We start from the raw sequence: 7058 nt of genomic DNA on the forward strand, positions 1-7058 counted from the left end.
TTCGCAAGCAACTTGACCAGTTTGATTGTCTACGTGATGCGATGGAGTATGTCTTGCACTTAGCGTCCTAACCACGCTGGCGGTTGCTATATAACTAGGCGAAGACGATAACCCATTCGGTTCAATACTTGCGCCATTGTACTCTTAGATGGTAATTGCTCCTGACTAAATCCCTGTTCTTTGAGTTGTAAGAGTGCTCCTGCTGCTGTCAACCGGGTATATGCTAGCATGTTTTAAATGTTGGGTCTTGTTGAGCATGAGATTCTGCCATCTGTCGCAGTGATGATGCCGCAAATGGATTGATTTTTCCTCCCAACGCTTTGCTCCGCTAAAGGCTGATTGTAATCCCACACAGATTATCCCTGTTCTTTTTTCCGCCAATCCTACCTCTATATTTTGTCTCCCCCAGCCAAATACTGTTTCTGTCAACCTTGCACTACCCTGGCAATATTTCACTGCGATCGCAGCCTGAAAATCTCGACGTTCTACTCCATCCATTTTTGATGCTGCCAGTCGTAGGTCTTCGATTTGCGATGATGTTAAAAATTTAGTTGAGGTTGTTGAGACTAACGTATCCACTCTTCTTGCTCCTGTCTCCTTAGTCATCAAGAACGTATTTTACCTTCATTGGTAAATTCTTTCTCAGAAATCACCTAAGGACTTTCGTAGATTTTCTGGTTGACTATTTTTCTGGTTGTGTCGCAAAGTGGTAAAGTCAGTAGATCGAAAACTTTTGTAAATTTACGAAATAATCAGGGTTTCAGCCGAGGTTTTGGGGCTGATGATCGCGATCGCTTGCATTACCAGTAGATCGAAAAGTTTTTCAGAACCCCTAGCAGCCGTTCATTTGAGTTTAGGAACACAATTTGCCGCAAGGAGTGTTAGACTCTGCTTTTCAAGGAACGGGCGTTGTTGGTGGGTTAGGGACTTCCAAAGAATAAATTAATCAACAAAAATCAAAAATACACGCTTACACAATAATGATAATCCTTTTTAAGGGGGAGAAAGCGGTTGCTAAAGGCAACCGCTTTCTCCCCCTTAAATATCCATTAACCCTCTTCTGTCACTCTCCGAAAACATTTGTCATTTCTGAATTCCAGAGCTTTTATACAGGAAGCGTAGGCGTAGCCCGCCGCAGGCATCGCCAGATTTTTTCCTAATAACAAATACAAGACCCATTTTTTTCTAATAGTATAGCTTGTATTGATTGCCTCATGAGGCTTCTAGCGATCGCCCTCCCGGAAAGTGACAGAAGAGGGATACCATAAGGAGTTACAGTTGTTTTTGGATTATAATCATGGTCTTCAGTCTCGGTTAAAGCTCTATTTCTGCCTCCCCTATCAAAAAGTCCAATGTTTACACGAGCTTTGGCATCAAGACTGAGACGTAAAATACTCTTATCATCTAAAGCTGATTGATTAACTATTGCGAGTCGTTCAAAAATTGCATCAGTTTCTGGAATTTTTTTTGCGGTATAACTTTTGCTACTCGTTTGAGCCGATAACCTAAATAATTCAATTTGACGCGAATTGTTTCTTCGGTCGGTAACTGTTCATCACTATAGCTAAACTTCTCGATTAATAGCTTTCTTACTTGACTTGCAGTTAACTGTGTATATAATCTCTGACTTTTAAAACTTGGATCGGTTTGACTTTGAGAATCCACTAAATTTTTAATATCTTCTAAAAGATTTGGTAAATGTTCTTCTGCTTTCCAGCGCCCTTTTAGAGAATAATTATCTACACAAGTAACCCCAGTTGCTAATTCCTTGATTCCTTTACGGATAGTATTTCTATCCCATCCCAATTCTTTTTGAGCCAGTAATTGCCCTTCGTAACCCAACTCTATCACAATTTGTGCTTGAAACCGCCGCCTTGCTGCACCCTGAAGTTGGCTTGCTGTTTCCTGAAACACTTTTTTGACTGAATCAGTTAATTCTATCAACACTCCTCTTCACACAAAAATTTCCCTCCAAATTGAATTTACTACAAAAAGTGGTAAGGAGAAGCAGCCTGCGGCTGCTTCTCCTTACCCTCCTCCAGAATGATTATCATTTTTGTACTTGGTGATTTTATTCCTTGGAAGTCCCCTATGCAACGCCAAGAGCGCTGTCATTGCGATTTCTCCACCTGCGCCATCTTGTCGATTGTAAAGCTGAAGACTTCCACAAGCGCCCGCAAGCGTTCTTTCTGTCGTTTAGGCGGAAATCGCTTGGTTCTTGTCAACTCGACTATGCCATGAAGGCTCGCCCAGAACAATTCCGACAGGGTTTCGGACTTCGTGCTCTGCTCAGGAAAGATCTCCAGGATTTGGGAGAACGCGAATCTCAACTCGGGAGGAGTGGCGGGATCTCCGAAAGGCAAGCTCAGGCTAAGCGAAAACATCGCTTCGTATAGAGCGGGTGAAGCGGTGGCGAACTCCAGGTAGCCGCTCGCCACCGCCTCGACTGGGTTTCTGCGCTTTCCCCGTTGCCGCGCCTTCTCCAAAGCCAAGCCCAGCTCCTGGAAACCCTCAATGGCGACTGCGGCGACAATGCCCTCGCGGTTCTCAAAGTGGGAGTACAAGACGGGTTGGCTGTAGGAGATCTCGTCCGATAGCCGCCGCACGGTAACGTTGGGCCATCCTTCGGATTCCGCGACCTGTCGAGCCGCACGGATGATCTGTGCCCGGCGAGCCTGCCTGTCCCGCGCCTTTCGTTCCTCAATTCGCTGGGTCATCATACCAAAGTAGATTATAGCGCCGCTAGGAATTATTTTACACTGCGGAGCCCTAAGTCACCTCATTTGCATTTATAATAGCGTTGCTAGTATTTCTAAAGAGGAAATAAATCATGCATGCCGCTATTCCGCTTTCTCTGGCCGTCCTCGTTTCTGTCACGATCATGGTGATCGGTTGTTTTTACATTGCAGCTCCGGAGCGGGTCGGGATGTGGCCTCTGGATTGGTCGTGCTGACCCTGATGCTGACCACGAACAGCAAGACGGTGGGCATTGCCTGCCCTCCTAGCCCTCGCCGTCATCCCGCTTGGCGACATGTCCAACGTTCTGGCGTCAGGCGGGCGTAAAGCTACGGCGTTTTCCGTTCATGGCATGACCTGCTTGGTAATGCTTTTCGCTGGCCTCTTGCTGATCCATGCCTTCTAAGCAGATGCCCCAATAGCAAGAGAACGGGTATCAAGACCTCACCACAAACAGAGCAACAAGGAGAATCCCATGCGAAAGTTTCAGATCAGAACCTATCGTCTCCGAACAGAAGAGGCCGCTATCGCTTACCTGCCTCATTGGGTACTACATGTCAAAAGCCTTGAGCTGTTCGGCGTGGAGACGCATGCCTTCTTCTCGGCTCCCTCGGCGCCGCGGAACGTAGTTGCGCTCATAAGCTTCGGCGAGCAAGCCGATCCTGAGGTCGTCACACGTGAGTACATGCAAACCGATGCGTTCAAGCAAGACATGAGCGGATTCGATGTGGCACAGATCGAAGGCGTTGACACTCTTCTCCTCATCCCGGGAGATGGGTCACCTCTGACCTAAAATCCCTTCCTGTAAAGATCCGGCCGCACAACCATGCTAAAAGCTGACTTCCCGGCCCCTCTCAACTTAGCGTTCGTCCGAAGCCATCAAAGGAGTTGTTCATGCACTTGTTCAATGTGGCCGCTGTGTTCAGGTTGCTTCTGCTAGTGGGATCCGAGTTTTCTGTTTCCGCGTTCGTAAACCCTAGCGCATGGCGTCTTGACCCTGAGCCGCAAGCGAGAATGCTGGGCCATTACGCTGCCGTGCTTGGTAAGGTGATGCCAATGTGGTACACGGCCGATCTCCTGCTGCTCGGGGTTGAGACCTGGCTTTATCGGCACACGCCAGGGTTTGTGATCCTGCTCACGGCCAGTGTGATCTGGTTTCTTACTGTGCTCGCCACGATCCTCTTCATGGTGCCACTAAATAATCGTGTGGTCGAAGGTGCTGCTGGATGGCAAGGAATACATCGTACCTGGGACAGAAGACATCGCGTGCGTATAGTCGCTCTCGCCGTCGCATCCATCCTGTTCACATACGTCGCGGTCCGCTGAGGGATCCATGATCTGGATAAGTAAGAGGAAACGCGCTTGGCGTCAGTTGCAGCTGTCCATTAAGAAAATATGCAGCGATGCTCAATTTTACGGTTATCAATTCAAATGATTTGTGGAGGATAACGATGACTCAACGGAATGATTTGTCAACCAATGCTAATGATTTACCGATGAACTCCCTGCTATTTTGGCTGGTGGTTTTGCCTGCCGTTGGCATCATCTTTATTGGTGCCCGGTTTATTATTGCACCGTTGGTTGGAGCAGCAGGTTTCGGTATACCCGTTGATAGCACAGATACTTATGCCTATCTCTGGGCAAAGGGAACGCGCGACATCGTATCCGGTTTGTTTGTGATTGTCTTTCTTTGGATAAAAGTGACTCGTCAGGTATTGTCTGCCTTTCTCTTGGTAGTGGCGCTCATTCCGTTAGGTGACTTGTTGAATGTGTATATCAACATTGGAATGAGTAACATTGCTGCACTGATGATTCACGGTGGCACGGCTTTGTACTTGATTGTTTTAGCCAGTGTTCTACTCAAAAGAAGTCGATAAAGTGGTGGACGGACGTGACGACGTTGCGCAACGTGCCCGCGCCTTTGCGCCCGACGGCTTCGATACCGCGCGAGTGCTGGTGGGCGGCGACGTTCAATCCATTAGTTGCGGGAATATTCATTGAGTACAAAATCTTGATGTGTTGCGCGTAAAATCCGCAGTGCTACAAAGCTGGTTTTTTACTCCTTTTTTCTGAACCAGCCCGTTTTTTTGCTGATACAGGCGGTTCTTCTCTTTGATTTAGGGTACTTGGTCGGATTTTTGGTTGACCCTTGAGCTTTTTGGCAACTAATAGTTGCTCATCCAGGTTTTCCACATGAAGCTCTAGTTGACAGACTTTTGAAGAGAGCTTTCTCTCTACAGTGTATCGTTTGTCAAGTACTGTGTGATCAAAAACTAAGTGAGCGTGATTATTTATTTCTATTAAATCTTTAACATTATCCCAAAGAATCCGAGGTGTTAATTTTTCATTCGTTAAATAACGGTTGATTTTATCATGACTTATCTGCTCTAAATGCTCTGCCAAATTTGTGATTGTATAATTGATTTGGCTACTTAGCAAGTATTGACAGTAATTAAGTTTAGTAAATCTCATTCCCGCAAACAAATTCTATTTAAGATACGAAGATACTTATTTTCTCATAAATATTTCAATAGTGCTTCACTAATACCATTTCTATTCCGAATATAAAGCTTTTAGAACTGCGTCAAAGTAATACCCATGTACTATTACGGGCGATCACAGTGTGACAGTTGCGTAAGTCCTATTGAAGAGCATTTCCAGCCTCTGGCTGGAAACGAGGTTTTAAAAGAGTTTTAGCTTAAGTTGACACCAATGGGCAGTGCCGTGCCCCTACGGGTGTACTTTACGTAAACGAGAACCGCTATACATTGTTCTAACTGAGGGTTTCAGTTTCATCAACGACAAATAGTCTACCTGCGTGACGAATAGCTTCGGGTTTGTGAATTTGCAGCAACCTTAACACTCCGATGCCCAGCAATAGCCAAATCAAGACGACAACTGGTGCTAAGCTAAGCGGTGCTGGTGGAGGAGGATAAAGGTTGCCAACTAGGACACTACTAATCGCGATTATCGAGAGCCAAGGTAGTAGAACATAACGCAACCAACCAAAGCGATTCGTAGAGTTTTGCTCCAACTGAGTGCGGCGTTTTGTCGAGAAATATCGAAAACACGCCAAACTAGTCAATCCATAGATCGCTAGGGCAGCCAGCGTTATGACTGTTCCCAGAAAGGCAAACGCCTGAATCGGTGTCCACAAGATTCCCAACCCCAGCCCCACAAACGCAGAACTGCCACTTAACCCGAAAATGGCATTTGTCGGTGTGCCATAGGTGGGATGAATGTGCGCCAACCAATGGGGAAACAGTTCTTCTCGACTGATGGCATAGACAATCCGAGCAGCACCATTGAGAAAGGCAACGGCACAGGCATATCCTGCCATAATTCCGGCAAAATCAATCAATAAGGCGAACCCATTGCCCCAAACGTAACGGGCGATCGTATGGAAAGGGGCAGCATCTTGGGCAAAGGCTGCCATATTATGGATGCCATATCCCAGCGTTGCCACATATGACATCAGTACATAGAACATGCCGACTAAAACTAGGGTGATCACCGTCGCTTTCGGAATTGATTTTCGGGGGTTTTGAACTTCTTCACCCAACGTAGTTGCAGATTCAAACCCGACGAAACTGAGGATGGACAAAATCACACCGACAAATAGGTTGCTGTGCTGTGCCCCGTCAGCGTGAAGGGTAATAGTGTCAATTGTCCGGTTTTGCTAGCTTGGATAAATATAATGAGCGCGAGCAATAGACAAATGGCGAGTTCAAACATCAATAGCGTCAGATCCAATTGCAGCGAGAAGCGAATGCCGCGATAACACACTGCCCCGACGATCAAAGCGAACAAGCAATACCATAATGTCCAGTTTAGGTGTACGCCAAACCAGTGCAGCAACAGTTCTTGAAAATTCGCACTCATTACTAGAAAGACAAAAGGAATAGCCGCACCAAAAGAAATTAAACTCAACCAGCCAGCGAGAAAGCCCCAGCGTACTCCTAATCCTTGAGTCACAAAGGTATACAACGAGCCACTCGCAGGGAACTCGGCTGCAAGTATGCTAATTTGATCAGCAACTAGCAGAGCCATCCCAAAACCAATGATGTAGCACAATGGCATCGCTGCACCGACGAGTCCCGCTTGGGGAATGGTATTAAAAAAGATGGCTCCCACGGGAGACATCGCAGCGACTGCCATAACGACTGCATGGCGCAATTGCAGCGTATTGCGTTGCAGCTTTGGGGGTTTGCTCGAAGAATTTGTAGCCAGCAATTCTCATTATGAAAATGATTATCAACATTTTAAATGTAAAACTAACTGATAGAACCTGGGACTGTTGAAAATATGGCTAAATAATGAAT

Annotated in this window: 8 protein-coding genes and 2 pseudogenes; 4 read left to right on the plus strand and 6 right to left on the minus strand. The window is 46.3% G+C overall.

Features of this window, described 5'->3' with window-relative positions; all coding sequences use genetic code 11:
- Positions 1–165 precede the first annotated feature (165 nt).
- The 3 genes and pseudogenes from V7K49_RS19720 to V7K49_RS19730 all read right to left on the minus strand — a co-directional run bounded on the left by V7K49_RS19720 (position 166) and on the right by V7K49_RS19730 (position 2720).
- Positions 166–579: a hypothetical protein gene (locus V7K49_RS19720; protein WP_335207002.1), complete on the minus strand. Its 414-nt coding sequence runs from the start codon at positions 577–579 to the stop codon at positions 166–168.
- A 679-nt stretch (positions 580–1258) separates the two neighbouring features.
- Positions 1259–1941, minus strand: a pseudogene (locus tag V7K49_RS19725) (ISAzo13-like element transposase-related protein); the annotation flags it as partial.
- 170 nt (positions 1942–2111) lie between these two features.
- Positions 2112–2720: a TetR/AcrR family transcriptional regulator gene (locus V7K49_RS19730; RefSeq protein ID WP_335207003.1), complete on the minus strand. Its 609-nt coding sequence runs from the start codon at positions 2718–2720 to the stop codon at positions 2112–2114.
- Between the two features lie 269 nt (positions 2721–2989).
- Here V7K49_RS19730 and V7K49_RS34735 point away from each other — a divergent pair, with 269 nt between their 5' ends.
- From V7K49_RS34735 to V7K49_RS19745, 4 genes are all read left to right on the plus strand, one after another.
- Complete coding sequence (locus V7K49_RS34735; RefSeq protein WP_442948680.1) at positions 2990–3142, plus strand: DUF4267 domain-containing protein; 153 nt, start codon at positions 2990–2992, stop codon at positions 3140–3142.
- A 69-nt stretch (positions 3143–3211) separates the two neighbouring features.
- A complete protein-coding gene (locus tag V7K49_RS19735) occupies positions 3212–3529 on the plus strand; it encodes a hypothetical protein (RefSeq protein WP_335207005.1) in 318 nt (105 codons plus the stop codon).
- 221 nt (positions 3530–3750) lie between these two features.
- On the plus strand, positions 3751–4062 hold the full coding sequence (locus V7K49_RS19740) for an anthrone oxygenase family protein (RefSeq protein ID WP_335207007.1): 312 nt from the start codon (positions 3751–3753) through the stop codon (positions 4060–4062).
- Between the two features lie 125 nt (positions 4063–4187).
- Entirely contained in the window at positions 4188–4613 is a 426-nt protein-coding gene (locus tag V7K49_RS19745; protein WP_335207008.1) for a DUF4267 domain-containing protein, read from the plus strand.
- A 355-nt stretch (positions 4614–4968) separates the two neighbouring features.
- Here V7K49_RS19745 and V7K49_RS34740 read toward each other — a convergent pair.
- The 3 genes and pseudogenes from V7K49_RS34740 to V7K49_RS19760 form a co-directional block, all read right to left on the minus strand.
- Positions 4969–5208: pseudogene (locus V7K49_RS34740) on the minus strand (IS701 family transposase); the annotation flags it as partial.
- 301 nt (positions 5209–5509) lie between these two features.
- Positions 5510–6340, minus strand: a complete 831-nt coding sequence (locus tag V7K49_RS19755; protein WP_335207010.1) for an APC family permease — start codon at positions 6338–6340, stop codon at positions 5510–5512.
- 2 nt (positions 6341–6342) lie between these two features.
- On the minus strand, positions 6343–6969 hold the full coding sequence (locus V7K49_RS19760; protein ID WP_335207011.1) for an amino acid permease: 627 nt from the start codon (positions 6967–6969) through the stop codon (positions 6343–6345).
- Positions 6970–7058: the final 89 nt, after the last annotated feature.

Origin of the sequence: Nostoc sp. (assembly GCF_036919675.1) — a bacterium.
Classification (GTDB): domain Bacteria; phylum Cyanobacteriota; class Cyanobacteriia; order Cyanobacteriales; family Nostocaceae; genus Nostoc.